The 25,096-nt window shown below is 67.8% G+C and carries 19 protein-coding genes and 4 tRNA genes; 18 read left to right on the plus strand and 5 right to left on the minus strand.

The genetic code is table 11. The annotated features are described in order from the left end of the window. Positions 1-4 precede the first annotated feature (4 nt). The 3 genes from JJJ14_RS04535 to JJJ14_RS04545 all read left to right on the plus strand — a co-directional run bounded on the left by JJJ14_RS04535 (position 5) and on the right by JJJ14_RS04545 (position 4,160). On the plus strand, positions 5-1,474 hold the full coding sequence (locus tag JJJ14_RS04535) for an alanine/glycine:cation symporter family protein (RefSeq protein ID WP_201444792.1): 1,470 nt from the start codon (positions 5-7) through the stop codon (positions 1,472-1,474). 240 nt (positions 1,475-1,714) lie between these two features. Continuing rightward, positions 1,715-3,310: an alanine/glycine:cation symporter family protein gene (locus tag JJJ14_RS04540; RefSeq protein WP_101558423.1), complete on the plus strand. Its 1,596-nt coding sequence runs from the start codon at positions 1,715-1,717 to the stop codon at positions 3,308-3,310. Between the two features lie 25 nt (positions 3,311-3,335). Further along, entirely contained in the window at positions 3,336-4,160 is an 825-nt protein-coding gene (locus JJJ14_RS04545; protein ID WP_201444793.1) for a fumarylacetoacetate hydrolase family protein, read from the plus strand. A gap of 150 nt (positions 4,161-4,310) precedes the next feature. Here the strand turns inward: JJJ14_RS04545 and JJJ14_RS04550 are convergent, their stop codons facing one another. Further along, entirely contained in the window at positions 4,311-5,114 is an 804-nt protein-coding gene (locus JJJ14_RS04550) for a hypothetical protein (protein WP_180806171.1), read from the minus strand. 451 nt (positions 5,115-5,565) lie between these two features. On the opposite strand from JJJ14_RS04550, the gene gltX reads away from it, so the two are divergent. Next, complete coding sequence (gene gltX, locus JJJ14_RS04555; RefSeq protein WP_201444794.1) at positions 5,566-7,182, plus strand: glutamate--tRNA ligase; 1,617 nt, start codon at positions 5,566-5,568, stop codon at positions 7,180-7,182. A gap of 141 nt (positions 7,183-7,323) precedes the next feature. On the opposite strand, the gene JJJ14_RS04560 is transcribed toward gltX, so the two are convergent. Beyond that, entirely contained in the window at positions 7,324-8,109 is a 786-nt protein-coding gene (locus tag JJJ14_RS04560; RefSeq protein ID WP_233431539.1) for a serine/arginine repetitive matrix protein 1, read from the minus strand. A gap of 942 nt (positions 8,110-9,051) precedes the next feature. Here JJJ14_RS04560 and JJJ14_RS04565 point away from each other — a divergent pair. From JJJ14_RS04565 to JJJ14_RS04580, 4 genes are all read left to right on the plus strand, one after another. Then, positions 9,052-9,123: transfer RNA gene (locus JJJ14_RS04565), tRNA-Gln, on the plus strand. Between the two features lie 18 nt (positions 9,124-9,141). Then, a tRNA-Glu gene (locus JJJ14_RS04570) sits at positions 9,142-9,214 on the plus strand. A gap of 41 nt (positions 9,215-9,255) precedes the next feature. Continuing rightward, positions 9,256-9,328 (plus strand) — tRNA-Glu (locus tag JJJ14_RS04575). Positions 9,329-9,376: 48 nt separating this feature from the next. Then, positions 9,377-9,449: transfer RNA gene (locus tag JJJ14_RS04580), tRNA-Glu, on the plus strand. A 122-nt stretch (positions 9,450-9,571) separates the two neighbouring features. Here JJJ14_RS04580 and JJJ14_RS04585 read toward each other — a convergent pair. Further along, complete coding sequence (locus JJJ14_RS04585) at positions 9,572-10,414, minus strand: polysaccharide deacetylase family protein (protein ID WP_442859490.1); 843 nt, start codon at positions 10,412-10,414, stop codon at positions 9,572-9,574. A 173-nt stretch (positions 10,415-10,587) separates the two neighbouring features. Here JJJ14_RS04585 and JJJ14_RS04590 point away from each other — a divergent pair, with 173 nt between their 5' ends. The 3 genes from JJJ14_RS04590 to JJJ14_RS04600 all read left to right on the plus strand — a co-directional run bounded on the left by JJJ14_RS04590 (position 10,588) and on the right by JJJ14_RS04600 (position 16,239). After that, a complete protein-coding gene (locus JJJ14_RS04590; protein ID WP_201445075.1) occupies positions 10,588-12,222 on the plus strand; it encodes a ribonuclease J in 1,635 nt (544 codons plus the stop codon). Positions 12,223-12,240: 18 nt separating this feature from the next. Further along, positions 12,241-13,176 (plus strand): PfkB family carbohydrate kinase, encoded by a 936-nt coding sequence (locus JJJ14_RS04595; RefSeq protein ID WP_075415005.1) that lies wholly within the window; start codon positions 12,241-12,243, stop codon positions 13,174-13,176. Positions 13,177-13,323: 147 nt separating this feature from the next. Beyond that, positions 13,324-16,239, plus strand: a complete 2,916-nt coding sequence (locus tag JJJ14_RS04600; protein ID WP_201444796.1) for an FtsK/SpoIIIE family DNA translocase — start codon at positions 13,324-13,326, stop codon at positions 16,237-16,239. A gap of 171 nt (positions 16,240-16,410) precedes the next feature. Here JJJ14_RS04600 and JJJ14_RS04605 read toward each other — a convergent pair whose 3' ends face one another. Then, positions 16,411-17,571 (minus strand): CapA family protein, encoded by a 1,161-nt coding sequence (locus JJJ14_RS04605; protein ID WP_236592914.1) that lies wholly within the window; start codon positions 17,569-17,571, stop codon positions 16,411-16,413. A gap of 238 nt (positions 17,572-17,809) precedes the next feature. Between JJJ14_RS04605 and pgsA the strand changes: the two genes are divergently transcribed. The 6 genes from pgsA to JJJ14_RS04635 all read left to right on the plus strand — a co-directional run bounded on the left by pgsA (position 17,810) and on the right by JJJ14_RS04635 (position 21,891). Next, the gene (gene pgsA / locus JJJ14_RS04610; protein WP_201444797.1) at positions 17,810-18,433 is read left to right on the plus strand and encodes a CDP-diacylglycerol--glycerol-3-phosphate 3-phosphatidyltransferase; all 624 of its coding nucleotides are present in this window, start codon (positions 17,810-17,812) and stop codon (positions 18,431-18,433) included. Between the two features lie 16 nt (positions 18,434-18,449). Then, positions 18,450-18,971 carry a CinA family protein gene (locus JJJ14_RS04615; RefSeq protein WP_201445076.1) on the plus strand — a complete coding sequence of 174 codons (522 nt, stop codon included), beginning with the start codon at positions 18,450-18,452 and terminating at the stop codon, positions 18,969-18,971. Between the two features lie 161 nt (positions 18,972-19,132). After that, positions 19,133-19,543 carry a helix-turn-helix domain-containing protein gene (locus JJJ14_RS04620; protein ID WP_004565236.1) on the plus strand — a complete coding sequence of 137 codons (411 nt, stop codon included), beginning with the start codon at positions 19,133-19,135 and terminating at the stop codon, positions 19,541-19,543. 129 nt (positions 19,544-19,672) lie between these two features. Continuing rightward, on the plus strand, positions 19,673-19,891 hold the full coding sequence (locus JJJ14_RS04625) for a DUF3046 domain-containing protein (RefSeq protein ID WP_075374468.1): 219 nt from the start codon (positions 19,673-19,675) through the stop codon (positions 19,889-19,891). Positions 19,892-20,158: 267 nt separating this feature from the next. Further along, complete coding sequence (gene recA / locus JJJ14_RS04630; RefSeq protein WP_009747550.1) at positions 20,159-21,400, plus strand: recombinase RecA; 1,242 nt, start codon at positions 20,159-20,161, stop codon at positions 21,398-21,400. Continuing rightward, a complete protein-coding gene (locus JJJ14_RS04635) occupies positions 21,400-21,891 on the plus strand; it encodes a regulatory protein RecX (protein WP_101558415.1) in 492 nt (163 codons plus the stop codon). The genes recA and JJJ14_RS04635 overlap by 1 nt, the downstream gene beginning before the upstream one ends. Positions 21,892-21,911: 20 nt before the next feature. On the opposite strand, the gene JJJ14_RS04640 is transcribed toward JJJ14_RS04635, so the two are convergent. Further along, complete coding sequence (locus JJJ14_RS04640; RefSeq protein ID WP_233431536.1) at positions 21,912-23,180, minus strand: hypothetical protein; 1,269 nt, start codon at positions 23,178-23,180, stop codon at positions 21,912-21,914. A gap of 162 nt (positions 23,181-23,342) precedes the next feature. Here JJJ14_RS04640 and JJJ14_RS04645 point away from each other — a divergent pair, with 162 nt between their 5' ends. Next, positions 23,343-25,070 carry a formate--tetrahydrofolate ligase gene (locus tag JJJ14_RS04645; RefSeq protein WP_201444799.1) on the plus strand — a complete coding sequence of 576 codons (1,728 nt, stop codon included), beginning with the start codon at positions 23,343-23,345 and terminating at the stop codon, positions 25,068-25,070. The last annotated feature ends 26 nt before the right edge of the window (positions 25,071-25,096 follow it).

Genomic DNA, 25,096 nt, shown 5'->3' on the forward strand with positions numbered 1-25,096 from the left:
TCTCATGGCACCTCTGGGGCGCATCTCATGGATGGGCCAGGTCGATGCCGTCCTGGCCTCCGTCTCCGACATGCTCTACTCCTGGGGCCTCATGTGGCTCCTCATCGGGGCGGGCGTCTTCTTCACCGTCAGGACCCGGGGCGTCCAGGTGCGGCACACCGACGCGATCGCCGCCTCAGTGATCGGCTCCCGCGACGGCAGCCACGGCGGCATCACCTCCTTCCAGGCCTTCGCCGTCGGACTGGCCTGCAGGGTGGGGACCGGCAATATCGTCGGGGTCGCCCTGGCGCTCATCCTGGGCGGGCCCGGAGCCGTGCTGTGGATGTGGCTCGTGGCGATCCTGGGAACCGCCACCGCCTTCAGCGAGGCCACGCTCGCCCAGCTGTTCAAGGTGCGTCGCCCCGACGGCACCTTCCGCGGTGGTCCCGCCTACTACATCTCGCGAGGACTGGGGCTGCCGATCCTGGGCGGGGTGTTCGCCGTCGTCTTCCTCATCGCCAACGGCCTGGTCATGCCCATGGTGCAGGCCAACGCCATCACTGCCTCCCTGCAGGGGGCCGGAGGGCTCTCACCGAGTCTGGGAGCCGTCCTCGTCGTGGCCCTGACCGCGCCGGTCCTCCTGGGGGGCCTGCGCGCCATGGCCCGCGTGGCGGAGTACCTGGCCCCGTTCATGGCGCTGGCCTACCTGGTGCTGGTTCTGGCCATCCTCCTGACCCACCCCGTCCAGGCCCTCGAGGCGGTGCGCTCCATCATCGAGGGCGCCTTCGGCCTGCGCCAGGGGCTGGGCGGCCTGGCCGGCGGGGTGACCGCCGCGCTGCTCAACGGCGTGCGCCGCGGCCTGTTCTCCAATGAGGCGGGACTCGGAGGGGCCGCCTGCGCCGCGGGCTCGGCCACCGTGAGCCACCCCGTCCAGCAGGGATTCATCCAGGCCTTCGGGGTCGTGGTGGACACCCTGTTCGTCTGCACCGCGACGGCGCTGGCGATCCTGGTCGCCGGTGCGGACGTCCTCCAGCCCGGGGCGAGCGCCAAGGAGAGTGCGGGAACCCTGACCCAGGACGCCATCGCCCACCTCGTGGGGGAGTGGAGCCGCTGGCCCATGGCGCTGCTCGTCGTCGTCCTGGCCTACACCACCATCATCGGGGCCTTCTCCTACGCCCAGGTCTGCCTCGACTACCTCACCGATCGTCCCTGGGTCGCGCGTGCGCTGCAGATCGGCGCCGTCATCTGCGCCGGCATCGGCAGCGTGCAGCAGCTGACCACCGTGTGGACCCTCGCGGACGTGCTCCTGGGGCTGGGCGCCATCATCAACCTCGCGGCGCTGGTGCTCCTGAGCCGATGGGTCGTCGGAGCGCTGAGGGACTGGGAGGCCAGGCGGGGCACGTCAACGGCGGAGGGCGACAAGTCGGTCTTCCGCAGGCACTCCGAGTACCTTCCGGCGCCTCTGCCGGAAGGCGCCTGGGAGGGGGGCAGGTGACCGGTAGATGGGCGGTGTCGCGCACAACGCACCACGCGCCTCGCGCACGTGCGGCAGCGATGCCACAGGGCCGTCACCGAATCGAAACACTGTATCCGTAGCCTTCGCGAATACGGTGCCCTCCCTCCCGAAGGAGGGGGACGTGGGCAGGACGTGTATCCCGGACCGCTCCCGTGCTGGTTCGCGCGCCCGACGCCCACCTCGCCCGCGCCGTCGTCCCACCCCTACGGAGGATCTCACGTGCAACCGGTTCTGGCTTCCCTGACCAGTGCGGCATCCAGCGCAGGCAACAACTGGACCGCATCCTTGGAACGCTTCTTCAACGATGGCGCCAAGATCCTCGATGACGCCGCCGGGTACCTGTTCCTCTACCTGCTCGCCTGGCTGCTCGTGCTGGGAGGCCTGTACTTCACCGTGCGGACCGGATTCGTGCAGCTGCGGCTCTTCCCCTACATGGTGCGGGCCATCACCTCCTCCCGTGACAGCAAGGAGGGCGGGATCTCCTCCTTCCAGGCCTTCGCCGTCGGGCTGGCCTCCCGCGTGGGCACCGGCAACATCGTGGGTGTGGCCATCGCCATCACCATGGGTGGCCCCGGTGCCGTGTTCTGGATGTGGATCGTGGCGCTGGTGGGCATGGCCACCGGATTCATCGAGGCCACCCTCGCCCAGCTCTACAAGGTCACCCACCCCGACGGCACCTTCCGCGGCGGCCCGGCCTACTACATCCAGCGCGGCCTGAGCTCCAAGCCCGCCGCCAAGCTCTTCGCCGTCGTCATCACCTTCGTCTTCGGCTTCGCCTACGAGGCCACCCAGGCCAACACCATCGCCGCCACGATGGAGAGCACCTTCCACGTCGAGCCGTGGATGACCGCCGTTGCTCTGGTCGTCATCACCACGCCGATCATCTTCAAGGGCATCAAGTCGGTCGCTGCCGTCTCGGAGTGGCTCGTGCCGATCATGACGGTGGTCTACGCCCTCATCGCCGTGGCCATCCTGGTGCTGCACGTCACCGCGATCCCGGGAGCGATCCTCTCCATCTTCGAGGGCGCCTTCGGAGTCGACCAGGCCTTCGCCGGGACCGCCGGGGGATTCACCGCCGCACTTCTTAACGGCACCCGCCGAGGCCTGTTCTCCAACGAGGCCGGTGAGGGATCGGTCCCCAACATCGCAGCCACCGCCACCGTCCCCCACCCTGTCCAGCAGGGATTCGTGCAGTCCCTGGGCGTCTTCGTCGACACGATCGTGGTCTGCACTGTCACCGCCCTCATCGTCCTGCTCTCCGGGGTCTACGACCCGGTGGCTGCTCAATCCGCCCCGGAGGTTGCCAATGGCGCCGCCAACACCCTGACCTCGGCATCGGTCACCAACGTCCTCGGTGGCTGGGCGCAGTACCTCATGGCCGTCATCATCTTCGTCTTCGCCTACTCCTCGCTCCTGGGTAACTACACCTACGCACAGGTCAACATGGACTACCTCCAGGGCAAGCAGCACAAGCACTACGCCCTGCGGGCCATGATTATCGTGGCCACCGCCGTCGGCTCCCTGTCCACCCTCACCTTCGTGTGGAGCCTGTCCGACCTCGTCATGGGGGCCATGACCGTCATCAACATGGTCTCCATCCTCGCCCTGGGAGGCTGGGCCTTCGGGGCCCTGCGCGACTGGGAGGCCCAGCGTCGCGCCGTCGAGGCCGGTGAGAAGGACGAGATCCGCTTCATCGCCACCGACAACCCCTACCTGCCCGGCACGCTTCCCGGGGACATCTGGGCCGTTGACGGTGCCGCCCACGCCGCCATCACGGAGCGTCGCGCCGCGCTCGAGGAGGCCTCGGGCAGCTGAGCCCAACAGCGCTAGGCTGAGGCCCATGAAGATCGCGCGCTTCTCCACCGGTGACGAGCCCCGCTACGGCATCGTCCAGGGCCTGCCCGAGCATGAGGTCGCCTCGGGCGAGTCCGAGGGGCACCTCCTGGTCCTCAAGGGAGACCCCCTCTACTCCCTGCCCGAGGCCACCGGGGAGGTCGTCGAGCTGGGCGAGGTCCGGCTCCTGTCGCCGGTCATCCCGCGCTCCAAGGTCGTGGGGATCGGGAAGAACTACGGGGGCCACATCGCCGAGATGGGGGAGGACGAGCCGCCGCGCGACCCGGTGGTCTTCCTCAAGCCCAACACCTCCGTCATCGGACCGGACGCTCCCATCGTCCTGCCCGCCTGGAGCGAGGAGGTTCACTACGAGGCCGAGCTCGCCGTCGTCATCAAGACCCTCGCCAAGAACGTCCCCGTGGATCACGCCGACGACGTCATCCTGGGGTACACGGTCGCCAACGACGTCTCGGCCCGCGACCGCCAGCGCGCCGAGCCGCAGTGGGTACGGGCCAAGGCCTTCGACACCTCCTGCCCCCTGGGGCCGTGGATCGAGGTCCCCGAGCCCGGCCGCGAGCCGCTCTTCTCACCCGGAGACGCGGTGGTGCGCGCCCGGGTCGACGGCCGCCTCGTCCAGGAGGGGCGCACCGCTGACATGATCCGCTCGATTCCCGAGCTGGTCGCCTACGTATCGACGATCTTCACTCTTCTTCCCGGTGACGTCATTCTCACCGGAACGCCGGCGGGAGTCGGCGAGATCCGAGCCGGTCAGCGCATCGAGGTCGAGGTCGAGGGCATCGGCTCCTTCTCCAACCCGGTGGTTCGCCGCTGAGTCGACGCGGCCGGCCTCACCGAGCTGGAGTCCTTGTCCCGACGACGATGGGCGGGACTCCCGGGGCGTGCCCTGAGAATCCCGCCCATCGGCGAGTGCTGGTGCTGCTCCTCGGCTGTTTCTGCTCGGCCATGGGGAGCCGAGGCAGGCTCAGGTGTCCTTGGGTGAGCCGCCTGAGCCCTTCTCGTCGCTCTTCTTGTCGCCGCTCTTGGAGTCCTTGCCCGCACCATTGCCGGATGCGCCCTCGTCCATGTCGGCCGGGCCCGGGTCGGTGACGGTCGTGTCCTTCATGAGATCGTCAAGAACAGCGGTGGAGTACTTGTCCTTGGGACAGATGAGAGTCGCGGTGAGCATGGTCGGCCTCTTGATGGTCGAGAATGCCCTGATGAACTCAGTGGCTTGGTATTCCTTGCCGTCCTTGCCGGTGTAGGTCCAGTCCAGCCTCTTGGTCTCAATGGCGTTTCCAGAGGCGTCTTTGACGGAGGTCGAATCATCCTGTGCGGGTTTGAAGCTCACGTGGGTGACACCCTGAGAGAACTTCTGCTGCTCGTTCGCCGCGTGGGTATCTGTGTCCTCGCGGTCAGTGGAGAGCTGTCCGTTGAGGAGGTTCTGCGTCGTCACGAACTGGCAGCCGTCGTCGCTGACCAGCTCATTGACTCCTCCGGTATCGCGCTTCGTGTTGGTCCAGCCCGGTGCTGACACGATGATGTGCCAACCGGCTGCTCCTCCATTGACCTCCGTACCCTTCGTACTGCCGGAGTCGGAGGGCTTGTCCGAGGACTGCGACGAGCTCTTGCCTGATGAGGTGCTGGAGCGCGCGGGGCCGGACTCGTCCTGACACGCAGCGAGAACCGGGATCGCCAGGGCGAGGCTGAGACCGGCGACAAGGGGAAGTCTGAGAGCCGATCGGCGGCGGCTGGTGGAACGTGCCGCGGGATGTGGGGACGGGGACATGAGGCCTCCAAGGAACGATGAGTCGGGAGTCTTCCCGAACGGACTGGGGATGTCATCACCTCTGGTGGGAGCCGCGAGAACTTCCTGGCGGCGACATCATGATCTCACGGGTGCCACGTTAATTCGCCTGTGTGCGCAGAGCGATGGGGCAAGTTCCCCATCCCTCGAAGTCGAGGTCGAATACTCCAGGTGAGGGACCCCCTCATAGTGTCCCCGTGTCCGATGATGAATTCGGGCAGCACATGATCGTCAGCACATGTTGACGCAAGAAAAGGAAGTCGTGGCCATGAGGACACTGCCTGCTCGGCATAGTGCCGTAGGGGTCTCAGTGCTGGTCATGGCCGCTGGAGCGTTCACGGTGCCGGCGGCGGCCGGCGTGGCGGGGGACCCCGCCCGAGGCGGCCCGACCTGTTCCCTGGGGGGCGTCAGAGGGGACTATCCTGGCCTCATCATGCCTGAACTCAGTGATCACTCATCCGCTTTCCGTCCTGAGCCCACCAGCGCCTCCGGTATCCCGGAGCAGGGCTCATCGTCCGTGCGCGTACGTTTCTGCCCCTCACCCACGGGAACCCCTCACGTGGGCATGGTGCGCACCTGCCTGTTCAACTGGGCTTACGCCCGCCACACCGGCGGAACCTTCGTCTTCAGGATCGAGGACACCGACGCCGCCCGTGACTCCGAGGAGTCCTTCGACGCCATCCTGGACTCCCTGACCTGGTTGGGCCTGGACTGGGACGAGGGCGTGGGTAAAGGGGGCCCTCATGAGCCCTACCGCCAGTCCCAGCGCATGGACCTGTACAAGGAGGTGGCCGCCGAGCTGCTGTCGGCGGGCTACCTGTACGAGTCCTTCTCCACCCCCGAGGAGATCGAGGCGCGCCACCGTGAGCGTGGCGAGGACCCCAAGCTCGGCTACGACGGCTTCGACCGCGATCTGACCCAGGAGCAGAAGGACGCCTTCCGCGCCGAGGGTCGCCTGCCCGTCCTGCGGATGCGGATGCCGGACGAGGACATCACCTTCACCGACCTGGTCCGCGGCCCCATCACCTTCAAGGCCGGCAGCGTGCCGGACTACGTCGTCGTGCGCGCGGGCGGTGAGCCCCTCTACACCCTGGTCAACCCCGTTGACGATGCCGCGATGGGCATCACCCACGTTCTGCGCGGTGAGGACCTGCTGTCCTCCACCCCGCGGCAGGTGGTCCTCTACCGGGCCCTCATGGACATCGGTCGGGCTCAGGTCATTCCCGAGTTCGGGCACCTGCCTTACGTCATGGGGGAGGGCAACCGGAAGCTGTCCAAGCGGGACCCCCAGTCCAACCTCCTCATCCACCGCTACCGCGGCATGATCCCCGAGGGTCTCCTCAACTACCTGGCCCTCCTGGGGTGGTCACTGAGCGCGGACCGCGACGTCTTCTCAGCCGCAGAGATGATCGAGGCCTTCGACGTCCATGACGTCAACCCCAACCCGGCCCGCTTCGACCCCAAGAAGTGCGAGGCCATCAACGCCGAGCAGGTGCGTGCGCTGGGGGAGACCGACTTCCGGGACCGGCTGGTGCCCTACCTCGCCGACGCCTACCCCGACCCGACCGGTGAGACCGCTCAGGTGCCACTGGTCTCAGCGGAGGCCTTCGACAAGCTCACGGCGCGCGAGCAGGAGATCCTCAACGCGGCGGCCCCCCTTATTCAGACGCGGATCCAGCTGCTGCGAGAGAGCCGCGACATGCTCGGCTTCCTCTTCGTGTCCGACGACGATCTCGTCGTCGACGACAAGGCTCTGTCCAAGCTCAAGGCATCGGCCGGAGACGTGCTGGATGCGGGCATCAGCGCCCTGGAGGGGCTCAACCCTGAGCAGTGGGACAAGGGCCATCTGGAGGAGGCCCTCAAGACCGCCATCGTCGAGGGGCGGGGCATGCCCGACGGCGAGGGGATCAAACCGCGTCTGGCTTACGGCCCGTTGCGTGTCGCGGTGACCGGGCGACAGGTCTCTCCGCCCCTGTTCGAGTCCATGGAGATCCTCGGGAGCACCTCCACCCTGGCCAGGCTGAAGGCTCTTCGGGCCCGGCTCGGGTGAGGTGACTGCACGATGAACTGAGCCGGTGGGGCCGGGACGCGGCGCTGAGCGTGCGCGTACCGGCCCCACCGGCCAGTGAGTGCGGAGCTGAGTACAGGACCGCACCAGTCGTCCCGCTCTTCTGCGGGCCGCGCCGGCCGATTACATGCCTCCGGCGTCGATTCCCTGGAGCCGGATGCCTCCCAGAATCGTGTGCCACTGATCCAGCCCGATGAGGGAGCCCTGGGGGCACAGCAGCATGACCTCGACAGCGAACCCCTTCTCTCCCACTCGCCTGTCGAAGCGATATCCATCCATGGGAGTGTTGGGGGCGTCCGAGAAGTTGACCGTCACGGAAAAGGTCTCCTCATAGCCCGGGAGGGTCCCACTGTCGTCCCGGACGGCCTCCACCGGGTTTGGGCCCTGTGTCGTCTGATATCCGGAAAAGATCGTCTGCTGACTCTTGAGAGCCGCCTTGGACTGAATGTCGTCCCCGACTCCTCGGAGGCTGTAGTACCTCTCCTCGGCGCTCGTGGAAACATAGCCGAAGCAGGCGGGGTTGGCGTTAACCGTGTATCCGTCAATAGTCCCGTTAGGGCCGGCCGAGTCCTTCTTGATGCGCTCGTCGTCGTGCGTCCAGACCGACGAGTCCTCACTGGAAACCGTGACACTCGGTGCCGTCCATGTCGTTGCCGAGGGGGAGGGCGTCGACGCTGAGGCGGTGGGGCTCGGTGACTTGGACGGTGTGGGTGAGCTGGATTCGCTGGCCTCGGCACTGGCCTCGGCGGAGGCGTCGGCTGGCTCGACCTTCAGCTGTCCCTTGTGGGCCGGGCCGCAGGCGCTCAGCGCCAGACTGGCTGCGAGGCACATCCCCAGGGCCAGGCGACGAGCTCTGGAGGGGGTGCGGGCGAGGAACATCTGGTGGTGGTGCGGTGCTGGATGAGGCAATGCGGCTCTCCTGGTGGTGAGGAAGGAGGGAGGGTGGTGGTGTGGCTCGGTACTGAAACTCATCTATTCCATGACCCCAGCATCGAGTCCCGCCACTCGTGTCGAGGACAGGAACTGATGCCATGCATCGGTGGAGGCGAGCTCGTCCGGTATGGCTTCGACGGGGGTCTGCCCTGAGGTCACCACGAAAGAAGCGTGGTTGGACATCGTCTGCCGTACCTTGATGGAAGAGATTGTGTTGTCTCCACCCCTTTTTCTTTCGCTGTCGATCGACGGATCTGCGTTGTAGAAAATAATGGCTGGACATCCTCCTGCGTCGAAGTCGTAGGCCTGGCCGATTTCTGTCGACGTCGTGACCGGTTGCTTGAGTATGTCGTCCTGCCGGAGCCACGTGCCGGCCCGGTCGTGGGAGATCGTGACGTTCGGGGCCGTCCGGGCTGTTGCGGAAGGTGTTGCCGACGGCGTCGGGGGCGGTGTTGTGGACGGCGCTGGTGAGCCGGAGGGGACGGTCTTGGTAGAGGCGCCGGTGGGTTCGACGCTCAGCTGTCCTTCGTGTGCGGGGCCGCAGGCGCCCAGGGGGAGGGCGGCGATCCGGGTCGGTCCAAGGGCGCGGAGGCGAGTGCTGCAGGGGCCGTGACCTAGGCGGTGACGGTGCCGCAGGTGGGTGGGCATATTGCCTCCCAGAAGGGTGGGGTGGGCAGGAACTAGATGGGAGTGTAGGGGATGCCTCTGGAGCTCCGCTTGGTTGTGAGCGCTCAGGAGGGGCTGCGGTGCCGGCTGCCAGGGTCCTGTGAGGCGGCGAGTGGGAGGATGGAGGGGGGACGATCCCGAGACGTCCGTTGTGTGTCGGTCTTCACCTCCTGGCGATTTGATGGGCTGAGGGTGGGCGTGTAGATTACTGCCCGCTGCCTCGGACGTGATCCGTTCCGGGGTGAAGCCCCTTGGGGTATGGTGTAATTGGCAACACGACTGATTCTGGTTCAGTTATTCTAGGTTCGAGTCCTGGTACCCCAGCGGATCTCATGATCTGTGGCCCCCATCGTTTAGTGGCCTAGGACACCGCCCTCTCACGGCGGCGGCGCCGGTTCGAATCCGGCTGGGGGTACGAGGGTCCGGTTGCCGATTGCGGTATTCGGACTGTCATATGCCCCCATCGTTTAGTGGCCTAGGACACCGCCCTCTCACGGCGGCGGCGCCGGTTCGAATCCGGCTGGGGGTACGGATCAAGCAGTCCGATCAGGTCTGCTGGTTCACAACTCCATAGCCTGCCCCCATCGTTTAGTGGCCTAGGACACCGCCCTCTCACGGCGGCGGCGCCGGTTCGAATCCGGCTGGGGGTACGAGGAACAGGCGCCCGCTCCACCGCACGGTGGAGCGGGCGCCTTGTGTACTCGCCCATCTGTTCGCCCCATGCCGCCGCGGTGAACCGCGCTCATGCCGGTGAGGGTTCCTCAGCCGTCCATCAGGCGGAGGCCAGCAGGTCGCTGCCCGTTGTGACGGTGAGCCCTCGCTCCAGCAGTGAGCGCAGACCTCCTTCCAGGGCGGAGAACAGGCCCTCGGAGGGCTGCGTGCGCCCGTCGTGGCACAGCACCACCGATCCGGCGCCGGCAACGTCCTTGACAGCGTCGGCGGCCGCCGCCGATGGCGTGTGAACGCTCCACAGCAGCAGGTCCATCCTCTTGAGCGAGGCAACCATCATGGCCGGCGCGTCAACCCGGCCGTAGGGAGGCCTCCACAGGCGCGGAGACGGGGCCCCTGCCGCCACGATCGCCTCGCACGTGCGGTCCACCGAGTCGCTCAGCTCGGAGAAGCTCACGCCGTAGACATCCGTGTGCACCCAGTTATGGACCCCGACCTCGTGTCCTTCGGCGACCTGTCGCGCGATCAGCTCGGGGTGGGCCTGCACCGCGGAGCCCAGAACGAAGAAGGTGGCCCGTATGTGCAGCCTCGCCAGCATGTCGAGCACCCGTGGAGTCCAACGGGGGTCCGGCCCGTCGTCGAAGGTCAGCGCCAGCTTTCCGGACTTCCCGTCGGTCTGGAAGACCACTCGCGTACCGAGCGCGCTACCGGGGCCCGCCGGGCGAGGGGCGGTTCTGGCGGTGGGGGAGAGGTGGGTCTCCCGCCAGTGAGTGGCTCCTGCGCCGGCGCCCGCGCCGAGCACGCCCGCCGTCGTTGCCAGGGCAGCTCTTCCCAGGAGGCCTCGCCGGCTCTCACGAGGAGCGGGACTCGGCTGTGACTCGGTTGACGAAGAGGGAGCGGTGTCCCTGGCTCCGTCATCCGGCAGGCTCGTGGTCGTCACCGGCATATCGTAGAGCGAACCCGGCAAGCCCCTGAACTCGCCGTCGGAACGTTGCAGAACCACGACGGCGTCGAACTGCCTCGCGCCGTATCAATCGATATCCGAGACATCCTCGGTAGGATGCCCGCGTGACGAACTTTCCCGCGCTGAAGACCCCCGGCCCCCTCGCTGATGGCGCCATGCGCATCACTCCCCTGGGGGGCCTGGGCGAGGTCGGCCGCAACATGACCGTCTTCGAGCTGGACGGCAAGCTGCTCATCGTTGACTGCGGTGTGCTCTTCCCCGAGGAGGACCAGCCGGGCGTCGACCTCATCCTTCCCGACTTCTCCTCCATCGAGCACCGCATCGACGACGTCGTCGCCCTGGTCCTGACTCACGGGCACGAGGACCATATCGGGGGTGTGCCCTACCTGCTGCGCCTGCGTGACGACATCCCCCTGGTGGGAAGCGAGCTCACGCTGGCCTTCGTGGAGGCCAAGCTCAAGGAGCACCGTATCCGCCCGGTGCTGCGCCAGGTCATCGAGCACGAGGAGGTCTCCTACGGCCCCTTCGACCTGGAGTTCGTGGCCGTCAACCACTCCATCCCCGACGCCATGGCCGTCATGATCCGCACCGATGCCGGCAACGTGCTGGCCACCGGTGACTTCAAGATGGACTCCCTGCCCATCGACGGGCGCATCACGGACCTGCGCTCCTTCGCCCGTTTCGGTGAGGAGGGCGTGGACCTGTTCTGCGTGGACTCCACCAACGCCGAGGTCCCGGGCATGGTGGGCCACGAGGGCGAGATCGGCCAGGTCCTGGACAACGTCTTCGCCGACTCCGACGGGCAGATCGTCGTGGCCTCCTTCGCCAGCCACGTCCACCGCGTCCAGCAGGTCCTCGACGCCGCCGCCCTGCACGACAGGCGGGTCGCCCTCGTGGGGCGCTCCATGGTGCGCAACATGGGGATCGCCTCCGAGCGCGGCTACCTCAAGGTCCCCGCAGGTGTCCTCATCGATGCCCGGGACATCACCTCGCTGCCCCCGCACGAGAGAGTCCTCATGGTCACCGGCTCTCAGGGAGAGCCCATGGCGGCCCTGTCCCGGATGGCCCACTCCGAGCACCGCAGCGTCACCATCGAGCCCGGGGACACCGTCATCTTCGCCTCCTCCCTCATCCCCGGCAACGAGAACTCCGTCTTCCGGGTCATCAACCAGCTCATGAGGCTGGGGGCACGCGTGGTCCACCAGGGCAACGCCAAGGTCCACGTCTCCGGGCACGCCTCCTCCGAGGAGCTGCTCCACGTCTACAACATCGTCCAGCCCCGCAACGTCATGCCCATTCACGGTGAGATTCGTCATCTGGTGGCTAATGGTGGGCTCGCCGTCAAGACGGGCATCGCCCCGGAACGGGTCATGCTGTGTGAGGACGGCGTGGCCGTCGACCTGGAGGGGGGAGTGGCCCGTATCGCCGGCCAGGTGCCCTGCGGCTACATCTACGTCGACGGCTCCTCGGTGGGGGAGATCGATGAGGCTGAGCTCAAGGACCGCCGCATCCTGGCGGAGGAGGGCTTCGTCTCGGTCTACGCCGTGGTGGAGACCACAACCGGCACGATCCTGGCCGGCCCCCACATCCAGGCGCGGGGCGTGGCGGAGGACGACTCGGTCTTCGAGGAGATCCTTCCCGATGTGACCGAGGCCCTGTCGGCTGCGCTGGAGACCGGGAAGGCGGACGCCTACTCCCTCCAGCAGGTCATGCGCCGCACCCTGGGGCGCTGGATCGGGCGCCGCCTCAGGCGCCGTCCCATGATCGTCCCGGTCGTCATCGAGGCATAGCGGGAGGGCGCTTACTGCATGACTCTCTTCCGGCCCGCGTGCTTCATATCCACCGGATCCATCCTCATTGACATCCCCCTCCACGTCAGCAGTGTGCCGACGCCGGGAGGGGCGATCACCGGGGCGTCGTCGGGTCCGGTCGTCGGTGGCGGGTACACCGTGGTCTCGGCCGCAGCCCGGCAGGGTGTTCCCACGGCCCTGGCCGCCACCCTGGGAACCGGACCCAACTCCGCGCGGGTGCGCGAGTCGATGCGGCTGGACCGGGTGGAGCTGCTCGTCGAGGAGCTCGTCGGGGACATCGGCACCTGCACCACGCTCATCGAGCCCTCCGGCCGACGCACCTTCATCACCACCGCGGGTGTTGAGGGCGAGCCTCAGCGTGAGGATCTCGAGAGCATCGACCTGAGGGCCGGGGACTGGGTCTACGCCACGGGCTACGACCTGGCCCACTACACGAGCCGCGGCATCCTGGCCGACTGGCTCCTGTCGATCCCCGACGGCGTCGGGCTCGTGATCGACCTCGGCCCGGTCCAGCCCGACATCCCCGACCAGGTGCTCCTTCCGCTGCTGAGGAGGGCGACGATACTGACCGGGAACGACCTGGAGATGGGGCGCCTCGAGAAGCGACTGGGCGGCACCGGTGCCATCCGGCAGGCCTGCCCTGAAGCACTGATCGTCCACCGTACCGGCGTGAACGGCTGTGTTCTCCATCCGGTGGGCGGTGAGCCGATCGAGGTACCCGGTTTCGTGCGTGAGGTCGTGGACACGACGGGAGCGGGAGACACGCATACCGGTGTCCTGGTCGCCGGCCTCCTGGGTGGGCTCGACGTCGTCGAGGCGGCCAGGCGAGCCAACGCGGCCGCCGCCCACGCCGTGGCCCGCAGCGGCCCGGCCCAGGCACCGCTGTGCGAGGAGATCGATGAGTTCCTCCGCGCTGACGATGAGAGGTCCTGACGGGGGCCCGGGGCGCGCCCGCCCCTGCCCTCAGGGGGACGAGCCCCCGTACCGGGCCGCGGCACCGAGAAGGTGACGTGTCTCCGGCCGGGGCGGGCGGCGTGGCAAGGTCAATGACACCGAGAATCCGATAGTTTCTAGGGCATCATGGCCAATCGTCGCACCACGAGAACAGCTGCGCCTTCACCGGGAACCGGCAGAGGACGTAATCGAGGCGGTTCCGCTTCAGGAACCGCTCCCTTCTCCGCGCCCGGAACCGGGCCCTCGGGCGGACGCTACCGCCGTACCGGCTGGGCCTTCCTCATCCTGGCCCTCGCAGCGGTGCTGGCACTGCGCGAGTGGTTCGGGATCTCCGGTGCCGCAGGCGATCTCCTGCACCACATCGCCGCGGGCCCCGTCGGCGTCCTGGGCGTCTTCGTGCCCCCGCTCCTGGCGGCGCTGGGCATCGCCATGCTGCGGGTCCACAGCCTGGGGGCGGTGCACGCACGGGTCTCCGTGGGCTGCCTGGGCCTGCTGACGGCTCTGACCGGAATGATCCAGGTCGGCAGCGGCAACCCGGTCCTCAAGAACAACATCGGCGGACTGGAGGCCGCCGGAGGGCTGCTGGGATGGCTGGTGGGCTACCCGCTGGCGGCACTGTTCTCCTCCGTGGGGGCCTTCATCCTGTTCCTCCTCCTGACCGCGTTCTCCGCACTGGTCCTGTCCGGCAAGACCGTTGCCGAGATTCGCGAGCTGCTGGAGCAGTACCGGGCCGCGGACAGTGACGGAGCCTCCCACGGAGCCGATGGATCGGGCGACTCTCTGGCCCGGCGCCTGCTGGGACGGGTCCGCGGAGGCTCTGAGCGGGCGGGCGCCTCCGGCGCGGACTCGGATCAGAGGGTGCTCCTGGACTCCTATGACGGCGACGAGCCCTTCCGCTCAGCCCTGGAGGTGGAGGAATCGGCCTCACGTAAACGGGGCAGTGGCCGCCGTAAGCGCTCGGCCGACCGGCAGGCCCAGCAGACGACGATCACCGAGCTCTTCGAGCCGGGCGCCGATCACGGGGCTCACTCCGAGGGCGAGGACTTCGTCATCCCGGACGTGGGCGAGGAGACTGATGTCATCGCCTCCCCGGCATCCTCGGCCGCCTCCGCCACCCGGAGCAGGCCCGCCGGCCCGGCGGGTGGCTCCGTGGCCTCCGGCCCGGCCGCAGGAGGGCAGCGCAAACCCTCATCCGCCAAGCGCAGCGCACCGCAGCCGACCCCGCAGTCGCCCTCCGGTTTCGACGCCGTCACTGAGGAGACCCCCGAGGTCGCGCTGGAGGAGCCCGACCTCGCCGACCAGATCGCCATGAGCGACATGGCTCTGCCCGACGGATCGACCTACACCCTGCCCGATGACGCGCTGCTCGGTCCCGGCCCGGGCCACTCCACCCGCACCCCCGCCAACGACGCCATTGTGGAGTCCCTGCAGAACGTCTTCGCCGAGTTCAACGTGGACGCCACGGTCACCGGCTACACGCGCGGCCCCCAGGTCACCCGCTACGAGGTTCACCGGGGCCGGGGGGTCAACGTCTCCCGGATCACGGGGCTGGAGAAGAACATCGCCTACGCGGTGGCCTCCGACGAGATCCGTCTGCTCACCCCCATTCCGGGTAAGAGCGCCATCGGCATCGAGATCCCCAACAGCGACCGGGAGATGGTCAAGCTCGGCGACGTCCTGCGCTCCCAGGCCGCGCGCAAGCAGGCGCACCCGCTGGTGGTCGGGTTGGGCAAGAACGTCGAGGGCGACTACGTCGTCACCAACCTGGCCAAGACCCCGCACCTGCTGGTGGCCGGGCAGACCGGTTCGGGTAAGTCCTCCTTCGTCAACTCGATGATTACCTCGATCATGATGCGTGCCACCCCCGAGGAGGTGCGCATGGTGCTGGTGGACCCCAAGCGGGTGGAGCTGACCATCTACGAGGGCATCCCCCACCTCATCACCCCGATCATCACCTCCCCGAAGAAGGCGGCCGAGGCCCTGGAGTGGGTGGTGCGCGAGATGGACGCCCGCTACGACGACCTGGCCTCCTTCGGCTTCAAGCACATTGACGACTTCAACAAGGCGGTGCGCGCAGGCGAGGTCCAGCCCCTGCCGGGATCCCAGCGAGAGCTGAGCCCCTACCCCTACCTCCTGGTCGTCGTCGACGAGCTCGCCGACCTCATGATGACCGCCCCCAAGGACGTGGAGGCCTCCATCCAGCGCATCACCCAGCTGGCCCGCGCTGCCGGGATCCACCTCGTGCTGGCCACCCAGCGTCCCGTCGCCCAGGTGGTCACCGGCCTCATCAAGTCCAACGTCCCCTCGCGCCTGGCCTTCGCCACGGCCTCCCAACTGGACTCCCGGGTCATCCTCGACCAGAACGGGGCCGAGACGCTCACCGGCCAGGGTGACGCCCTCTACCTGGGCCCGGGCGCCTCCACGCCAGTGCGCATCCAGGGCTCGTGGGTCACCGAGTCCGAGATCCGATCCGTCGTCGAGCACGTCAAGTCCCAGCTGACGCCCGAGTACCGCGAGGACGTCGTCGTCCCGGAGGTCAAGAAGCAGATCGACGAGGAGATCGGTGATGACATGGACCTGCTCCTGCAGGCCGCCGAGCTCATCATCTCCAGTCAGTTCGGCTCCACCTCCATGCTCCAGCGCAAGCTGCGGGTCGGCTTCGCCAAGGCCGGACGCCTCATGGACCTGCTCGAGTCCCGTGAGGTCGTCGGCCCCTCGGAGGGATCCAAGGCCCGCGATGTCCTCGTCCAGCCCGAGCAGCTCGAGGAGACCCTGGCCTGGATCAAGGGCGAGGGCGGTGCGCCGGGAAGCGCGGAGAGTCCCGAGGCCCCTGACGCCTCGCAGGGCGAGCCCGATTCCGAGGCCCCGTCGGCTCCGGCTGCGAATGAGCCCCGTACTGCGGTCATGCCGTCGAACCGCTACAGCACGGATCCCTTGGAGGTCGCCTCCAGCCTGCCGGAGTCGGAGTCCTGGGACGACACTTCCGCCGATGAGGACTCCGAGGACGCCTGGTCGCTCACTGGCCGCGGCTCATCGTGGTGAGGCGGAGGCCGACGCCGCGCCCTGCGGGGCCGGGTGTGCCCCTGCCCGTGTGATGACCTCTTCTCGACTGGGAATCGTCGGAGCCGGTCCGGTGGCCTTGGGCAGCGTGGTGGACACGGTCGAGGCGTCCTTGACCTGAGAGGTGAGCAGGCTCCAGCGCCGGTCGATCTCCTACGTGCTCAGGCCCAGGCCGGCAGGACGCTCACCGTTGTGAAGCGCCGCCAGGTCCCTGATCTTGTGGCCGCCGGCGAGATCCATCGTGAACGGGTGCCAGTTCAACTTGTCCACGCTCACTGAGCCGTCGGCGTGGGAGGTGACGTCGGCCCAGACCAGCTGACCGACGTCGGACAGCGGGGCGCAGCACTCCTCATCCTGGTTCGAGATGTAGTTGCCGGCCGAGTACGACACCCACATCCCCTCGCCCCCGACTCCTCCGGAGAGCTTCTCGGCGGGCTGAGGCACATGGGGATGAGCGCCGAAGAAGATGTCGACCTGCCCGGTGTCGGCCAGGGACTGGGCGTAGGAGACCTGCTTGTCGTTGGGCGTGGTCTCGTACTCCTCACCGAGCTGGGAATGGACGACGACGAGATCGGCACCCGCCGCACGGGCCGACTTCGCCGCCTTCGTGATGGCGCCGATGTCGTTGAGCGACACGGAGTATCCGGTGGGATCCTCCAGGCCGTTGAGGTCCATGGTCGTGGAGATCTGGGCGACGGTCACGGTGCGCCCGCCCCGCTCCAGCTCGTAGAGCGCGAAGGGCACCGAGGCGTCCTGCTGGCTCCGGTAGGTGCCCGCGTGGCCCAACCCGTGAGCGTCCAGGGCGTCCAAGGTGGCCACGACGCCGGCCTCCCCCCGGTCCGCGGCGTGGTTGGAGGCGGTTGCGCAGCCGTCCCAGCCGGACCTCGCCAAGGCGGCCACGACCTCGGTAGAGGTGCCGAAGGCGGGGTAGCCCGAGTAGACCCCGTCCGGAGCGACAGGAACCTCCATCCCGCACAGGGCCAGATCCAGGCCCTCGACCCAGGGGGTCTCAGCGGCGATGTTGGCGGTGATATCCCCTGAGCCTGCCGGAGTGGACTCCATCACCGGCATATGCATGAGGACGTCGCCGGCGTAACCCACGGTGAAGTGCACGTCCTGCGAGCCGCCGACGCTGGCGGAGGCGGACGGAGTCGGCGATTGAGCCGGCACAGCCTGATCGGAACTCGTCGAGCAACCGTTCATGGCGACGGATGCGGTGAGAACGACGGCGGTCAGCAGGCCAGGATCCCGTGACCTGCGGCTGAGGCCGGCGGAGTCCGGTGAGGATGATGGTGGAGGAGTGGAGGGGTACATGATGATGAACGTATGAAGTGAACCTTAAGAGTGTGTGCGCGGTTCGTGCTCGTTCCAGTGGTGCGGGGGAGGCTCCCGGATGTCGGCGTGAACCGCGGGTGAGAACGGATCTTATGCCGCGTGTCGTCTGCAATGGGGCATAGCGCGTACGGTGCAGGCGTTCGGATGCGAGGCCGTTGAGAAGATGGATCGAGGTTTCTGCGTCGGCGGGAGGTCGTCCGCGACTAGGCTGGACCTGATGAACGCCCCGACCGCCCCGGATGGCGCCGCGCCGTCAGAGCAGGCGCCGCTGCTCAACATCGCCAACGTCCTGACGGTGCTGCGCCTGCTGCTCGTGCCCGTCTTCATCTGGCTCGCCCTGCTGCCCGGGGACCGGGCCAGGCTCGCCGCCGTCGTGGTCTTCGTCGTCGCGGCCTTCACGGACCGCCTGGACGGCCAGCTGGCGCGCTCGTGGGGGCTGGTGACCTCCTTCGGCAAGATCGCCGACCCGATCGCGGACAAGGCGCTGACTCTGTCCGCCTTCGTTCTGCTGAGCGTCAACCAACGACTGTGGTGGTGGGTCACCATCCTCATCGTCGTGCGCGAGCTCGGCATCACGGTTATGCGCTTCTTCATGCTGCGCCGTGCCGTCATGGCGGCCTCGCGCGGCGGCAAGATCAAGACGGCGCTGCAGATGGTGGGGCTGGTCGGGCTGCTCACGCCATGGTCCATGCTCATGCTGCCCGCGGGGCCGGCCGCGTTCCTGACCAAGGCGGCCTACGTCATTGTGGCTGCGGCGCTCATCGTCACAGTGGTGACCGGCCTGGACTACGTCCGCCAGGCGATGCTGCTGAGCCGTCAGAACGGGCGGGGCGGCCAGTGACCGCCCGGGGGCCGTGGTGATCGAGGGCGCGCCCGGCGCCGAGGACCGTGTCCGCGCGGCGAGGGCTCTCCTGCAGTCCGCAGAGGAGCGCGGAATGACTCTGGCGATCGCCGAGTCGTTGACGGGTGGACAGGTCGCCTCCAGTCTGGTGGAGGTTCCCGGCGCCTCCCGTGTGCTCGTGGGGGCGGTCGTGGCCTACGCCACCCGGATCAAGGCGCAGGTCCTCAGGGTCGATGCTGCGCACCTGAAGCTAACCGGGCCGGTGGACCGCGATGTCGCCCTGCAGATGGCGCACGGAGTGCGTCGGCTCCTTGGGGCCGATCTGGGACTGGCGACCACCGGGGTGGCCGGGCCGGGGCCGGCCGACGGACATCCGGCCGGAACGGTTCATATCGCCGTCGTCGCTCCTTGGGGGCTCAGGCACCGCGAGCTGCACCTGAGCGGTGATCGCTCGCAGATCCGGTGCGCCACCGTGATGGAGGTGTGTGAGCTGGCCATCGGCTTCCTACAGAAGGACGAGTGTGGGCCGCAGCCCTGATTGCTTCTCAATGACGACTGACCAACTACAGACCGCAGACTAAGACGTATTTCAGATTTCTCTCAGGAATGCCGGTAGAGTGGTTCTCAACGTCACCGGAGCCGGAGAGCTGGCCCCACGTGGCGGGAATGAATCCACGACGTGAATGGTTGTGCTAGACGATGAACAACACGACTCACCCCCGCACCACTCGCCCGATCAACAACCGGATGCCGATGCGCCAGGGACCCGGGGCAGGGTACGGTGTGTCCGTGGACACCCCGAAGCACGAGAATGTCGTCCTACGCCGCGAGATCGGAGAAGTCCTGCGCGGCGTCCGACAGCACCAGGGACGCACACTGCGCGAGGTCTCCTCGCAGGCCCGTGTCTCCCTGGGGTACCTCTCCGAGGTCGAGCGCGGCCAGAAGGAGGCCTCCTCCGAGCTGCTCGCCTCCATCTGCCAGGCGCTTGACGCCCCCCTGTCCATGGTGCTGCGTGAGGTCTCCGACCGCATCGCCCTGACCGAGGGCGTCATGATTCCGGACACGGTTCCCGATGAGCTCGTGCGTCAGCAGGGGGTCGCCCTGCGGTGACCATCCGCTGACGCTCCGCGTGCGCCGCTCTTGTGGCGCGCAGATCGTTGCCAGTGAGCCGACCTTCCCGGCGGTGGGGCCACAATGAGTGGACTCGCCGCCGGGTTGCCTGTTGACAAAGGGGGAGTGGTGAAGCACTCGGAGTTCTGGAACGCCGTCGAGACGGTCTTCGGTCCGGCCTACGGCCGGTCACTGGCCCAGGATCTGGTTCTTCCAGGGCTGGGGGTGACCTGCGTGCAGGCGCTCGACGACGGTGTGGCCCCGGAGCAGGTCTGGGGCCTGCTGTGCGAGGAGACCGAGCGCTCGGATGCCGAGCGATGGATCTTCCGCTCGGATCCGCGTCGCTGAGCCCAGGTGACGAGGGTGGATGCGGGGGACAGGTGTGGAGCCGCCGACACGCGCGTGACGATGATGTCACGATCGAACAGGTGTTCGGGTACTGTTCTCCACGAACGACGACGACGCCCCCTGAGTCCACAGGGCTGATGCGGGGCGGAGATAGATGTCAGTGGTCAGGCATACCGTCGTTGGTGAGCCCCGGAGAGGGGACCTCGCCGAAGTTGACCAGCCATGCCCGCCGCGGCTGCGCGCCGCCCTGAGAACCGAGGTAGAACAATGCCTGCTGCCAGCCAGACCCAGGACCGCTCCAAGGCCCTGGCCACAGCCCTCGCCCAGATCGACAAGAGCTTCGGTAAGGGATCCGTCATGCGTCTGGGGGACGAGTCCCGTCCTCCGGTCTCCGTCATCCCGACAGGGTCGGTCGCCCTCGACGTGGCTCTGGGGGTCGGAGGGCTCCCGAGGGGACGCATCGTCGAGGTCTACGGGCCGGAGTCCTCCGGAAAGACCACCGTCGCCCTGCACGCCGTGGCCAGCGCGCAGAGGGCCGGCGGGAACGCGGCCTTCATCGACGCCGAGCACGCCCTCGACCCGGTCTACGCCAAGGCCCTGGGCGTCGACATCGACAACCTCCTGGTTTCACAGCCGGACACCGGGGAGCAGGCCCTGGAGATCACCGACATGCTGGTGCGCTCAGGCGGCCTGGACATCATCGTCATCGACTCCGTGGCGGCCCTGGTCCCCAAGGCTGAGATCGAGGGGGAGATGGGGGACTCCCACGTCGGTCTCCAGGCCCGCCTCATGAGCCAGGCGCTGCGCAAGATCACCGGTGCGCTGTCCTCCACCGGCACCACGGCCATCTTCATCAACCAGCTGCGTGAGAAGATCGGTGTGTTCTTCGGCAACCCGGAGACCACCACCGGAGGGAAGGCCCTGAAGTTCTACGCCTCCGTGCGCCTGGATGTACGCCGCATCGGCGGCCTCAAGGACGGGGACCAGCCCGTGGGCAACCGCACCCGGGTCAAGGTTGTCAAGAACAAGATGGCGCCGCCCTTCAAGCAGGCCGAGTTCGACATCCTCTACGGCCAGGGCATCTCCCGCGAGGGCAGCCTGCTGGACCTGGGAGTGGACAACGGCGTGGTGCGCAAGTCGGGGGCCTGGTTCACCTATGGGGAGGACCAGCTTGGTCAAGGCAAGGAGAATGCCCGCAACTTCCTCAAGGACAACCCGCAGCTGGCTGCCGAGATCGAGGAGAAGATCCTCGCCGCCCTGGGCATCGGTGAGCCCGGCCGCAAGGCCCGGGAGGCTGAGGAGCTCGCTGCTGCCGAGGCCGCCGTGGCCGCGGCAGCCGTCCCGGTGGAGAGCGCTGACACCGCCGCCACGAGCGCGGTCAAGACCGCCCGAGGGCGCGGGAAGAAGGCCACCTCCACTGCTAAGACCTCCAAGAGCGTCAAGACCTCCAAGGAGGCGTCGGCGGATGAGTCGGACACCATCTTCGGTGAGGAGGCCGGCGGGTTCTGATGCCCTGGCTCATCCCTGACGCCCATGCGCAGGCGGTCGAGGCGGCGCGGGAGATCGTCCTGCGCCGCCTGGACCGCAGCGCGGCTCCTCGCGCCGCCCTGGCCGAGCTCCTCGAGCGCAAGGAGGTGGACCCCCGTGTAGCCTCCGAGGTTCTTGACCGTCTGGAGGCCGCCGGAGTCATTGACGACACCGCCTACGCGGCCCGCCTCGCGCGCACCCGCTTCGCGGAGAAGGGGGCGGCCAGGCGAGCCATCGCCGAGGAACTGCGGCGCAAGGGGCTGGGTGAGTCGGATGTCGCTCAGGCCCTCGAGCAGATCAGCTCCGAGGACGAGGACTCAGCGGCGCTGGCGCTGGCTCGCAAGAAGCTCTCCGCCACCGGCCACCTGCCCTGGGAGGTGCGCCGGCGTCGCACCGCGGCCGTGCTGGGGCGCAAGGGCTACAGCCGGGACGTGACCATGCGGGCCATCGCCAAGGCCCTCGCCGAGGAGTAGCCCCGAGAGGAGCCCATGGCTCAGGAGCCCGAGGGCTTGAGGTCCTTCTCGCTGAAGGCGGTCACGGTTGAGATGCCGTCGGCGGAGGTGGAGTACACGAGGTGCTTGTCGTGGGCGCTGGGGACCGGTTTCTTCGGCAGATCGACTTTCGTGGAGCCGTCGGCGCTGATATAGCGGAAGGAGAAGGTCTTTCCCTCATCGGCGGTGGAACGAACGATGATGCCGCCATCGCTCAGGGTGGTGCTGATGGTGTCGGCGGGGTTTCCGATGGTCTTGGAGAGGCACTCCGTGGTCCCGTCCTGGGCGATGCGCAGTTGCCCGAGGTGGTCATAGGTGTCGCCGCTGCCGACCGTGAGGTTGCTCTTGGGTGGAATGGTGCATCCCTTGAGATCCAGGACCTGCGCCCCACTGTCGGTCACAGACTGCAAGCGGCTGTCCGACTGGTCCAGAACCAGGATTCTGGTGGGCGTGGTCCAGATTCGGGCGTCGGCGCTGAGGTCGGGGATGGGTTTGGAGGTGTTGAGCTTGAGAAGATCTGCGGGGTCGGCGGGCTCAGTGCCTCTGAAACGCACCTGCCCCTTCCATGAGTAGAACTCGCCCCGACTGCCGCCGCTCAGTCCCAGCTCCTGCGCGGAGTGACTCACAAGGGCCTGCGAGGAGTCCACGACCTTCACCGCGCTCATTCCTCCGTCGTTGCCCAGCTGAAGCCCTCCGACCAGCTGGCTGTGCGATGAGTAGGTGTTGCCGTCCTCGGCGAAGGGGTCAGAGCCCTGTTGTCCCGTGCTGGTGTTGAACCAGTGAAGCTTGCCGACGACCGGGTGGAGGCGGAGGGTGGAGTCCTTCGGATCGACCTGGTCGGTGGTGAACCAGTAAGAGACGACGCCGAGCGCATCATCGAAGCTCATCACAGGACTCAGCGAGGCGGGATCGGCGCCGCTGGGGACCGGCACGCTCGCCTTCCAGGTCTCCTTACCGTCCCAGGTCACATGATGGACCGAGAGATCGGCGGCCGGATCCGTAATCGGGTCGACGTAGGTGAGGCCCTTCTCGTCATAGTTGCTCAGTCCGGGAGCGGTTTTGATACTCATCGTGGCCTTCGACAGGCCGAGCTTGTCGAGGCCCTCGATATCCGACGGCGGATCGACGGTGCCGACAGGGCCCGCGGGCGACGCAGTCGCAGAACTGCTGGCGCCGGTCTGCGATGTTCCCGATGTGCCGGAGCACCCCGTCACAGCAAGGCACAGTGACGCCGATGCGGCGAGGGTGGAGAGGACGATCCGACGGTTCACAACAACCTCCATGGTTGACCGATGGGTAACCGACAGACTAGTCGAATGAGGTTCGGCGTGCTGAAGGTATGACTCTTTGCCGGGAGCAACCAATGTTCCACTGATTGGCGGCTCCATGGCGAAAGACAGAAGCCGGGAGCAGGTTCAGACTAGGCTTCATCCATGACCCAGGTGATTGCGGCCACTGACGGCTCCGACGCTCCGATCGACCTCCACGCGCTGGCGGCATCAGCGGGAATAGCCGCCGAATACGTCATTCCCTATGGTCGTGATGTGGCCAAGATCGACCTGCGGGCGCTGGAATCCAGCCAGCACGTGAGCGGCGGTGGGGCGAGTAGCCCTCACTACGTCGTCGTCACTGCGATCACGCCGACGCCTTTCGGGGAGGGCAAGACCACCACGGCCATCGGACTGGCCCAGGGGCTCACCCGCCTGGGCCAGCAGGCAGTCCTGACTCTGCGCCAGTCGGCCATGGGCCCCACCTTCGGCATCAAGGGCGGAGCCGGCGGCTCCGGAGGCGCCCGCATCCTGCCGGCAGAGCGGATGAACCTGCACCTGACCGGCGACTTCCACGCCATCACCGCCGCCCACAACCTCCTGTCGGCGATGATCGACAACCACCTGCACCACGGCAATGAGCTCGACATTGACGAGCGCACCATCACCTGGCCCCGGGTGCTGGACGTCAACGACCGCGCCCTGCGCCATATCGTCTCCGGCCTGGGGGCCAAGATCGATGGAGTCACCCGGCAGGCATCCTTCGACATCACCCCGGCCAGCGAGCTCATGGTCATCATGTCGCTGGCCACGGACCTGTCCGACCTGCGCAGGCGCCTGGGGCGCATCGTCATCGGCCGAAGCCGTGGCGGGGAGTGGATCAGCGCCGAGGATCTCAAGGCGGCCGGGGCCATGTGCGCCGTCCTGCGCGACGCGCTCGAACCCAATCTCCTGCGCACCGGCGAGGGCACCCCCGTCCTGGTCCACACCGGGCCCTTCGGTAACATCGCCACCGGATGCTCCTCGGTCATCGCCGACCGCGTCGCCGCGGCAGGAGCCCGCGACGGCGGCTACATCCTCACCGAGGCCGGCTTCGGATCCGACATGGGCCTGGAGCGCTTCATCGACCTCAAGTGCGCCGTCTCCGGGATGCACCCGAGCGTCGCCGTCGTCGTGGTCACCATCAGGGCGCTCAAGGCCCACAGCGGACGCCACCGCCTCGTCAGCGGCAAGGACCTGCCCGAGGAGATGCTCCAGGAGAACGTCGATGACGTGCGCGACGGCGCCGCCAACCTGCTCAAGCACCTGCAGATCGTGCGGGGCTTCGGCATCACCCCGGTCGTGGCCGTCAACGTCTTCCCCACCGACCACGACGCCGAGATCGAGGAGGTGACGCGTATCGCCGGCGACGCCGGAGCCCGGGTCGCGGTCTGCCACCCCGTCACCAGGGGAGGCGAGGGCTGCCTCGACCTGGCCGGAGCCGTCGTCGAGGCCTGCCAGGAGGCGGGAGAGCCTGCCAGCAGCCGACCCGCCTACGAGCCGCAGGACGACCTGCGCACCAAGATCTCCAAGCTCGCCGACCTCTACGGCGCCGACGGCGTGGACTACACCCCCGCCGCGAGCAGACTGCTGGAGGCCTACGAGCAGGCAGGCTTCGGCCACCTGCCCGTCATCGTCGCCAAGACCCCGCTGTCCCTGTCCGCTGAACCCGGCCGCAAGGGCGTGCCCACCGGGTGGCGCCTGCCGGTGCGCGAGGTGCGCCTGGCCGCGGGGGCCGGCTACGTCTACGCGATCTGCGGCAGCCTGTCGACCATGCCGGGGCTGCCGAGCCGGCCCGCCGCCGAGCGCATCGACGTCGACCTCGACACCGGGCAGATCGTGGGGCTGCGCTGACGATCACGGGCCGGGTCCGGCGATGT

It is taken from the genome of Actinomyces sp. HMT 175, assembly GCF_016694895.1.
GTDB lineage: Bacteria > Actinomycetota > Actinomycetes > Actinomycetales > Actinomycetaceae > Actinomyces > Actinomyces oris.